Below are 562 nucleotides of genomic sequence, written 5' to 3'. Positions count from 1 at the left end.
ACGAGATAGCGGCGGAGATCGATGATCTTATCGACGTGCTCATTCATGACCGGGCACTGATCTTCACAATTCCGGCATGTTGTGCAGGCCCAAATTTCTTCTTCTGTGATGATGTCGCCGATTAAGCTCGGGTTGTAAAGTTCTGAAGCAGCCGCTTCCCTTGACCCTTCTCCCCCTGCCGCCATGGCCAGCTGGTTGCCTTTCGTATGCTGAAAGAGCGGTGCGGGTACCCAAGGCGTTCTCGATGTCACTGCTGCTCCCTTTTCTGTCAAATGGTCTCTGAGCCGCAAAATCAGATCCATCGGCGAAAGCATCTTGCCTGTTCCTGTAGCCGGGCACATATTGGTACAGCGCCCGCATTCCACGCATGCGTAAAGGTCGATCAGCTGGGACTGCCTGAATTCCTCGATCCGTCCGACGCCGAACGTTTCTTTTGTTTCATCTTCAAAATCGATTTTTTGAAGCTTTCCCGGGTTTGTCAGCCGGCTGAAAAATACGTTTGCCGGTCCGGCAATTAAGTGGGCGTGCTTTGACTGCGGTACATAGACTAAAAATGTCAGCA

1 protein-coding gene is annotated in these 562 nt (G+C 52.0%); it reads right to left on the bottom strand.

All coding sequences use genetic code 11. The annotated features are described in order from the left end of the window. The coding region (locus tag ACWHAR_RS30515) for a 4Fe-4S dicluster domain-containing protein (RefSeq protein WP_452088864.1) at positions 1-562 on the bottom strand (562 nt) is incomplete at both ends.

The organism is Bacillus sp. LR--39 (genome assembly GCF_053613335.1).
The sequence above is the reverse complement of the archived record's forward strand: the minus strand, read 5'-3'. Positions and strand labels throughout refer to the sequence as shown.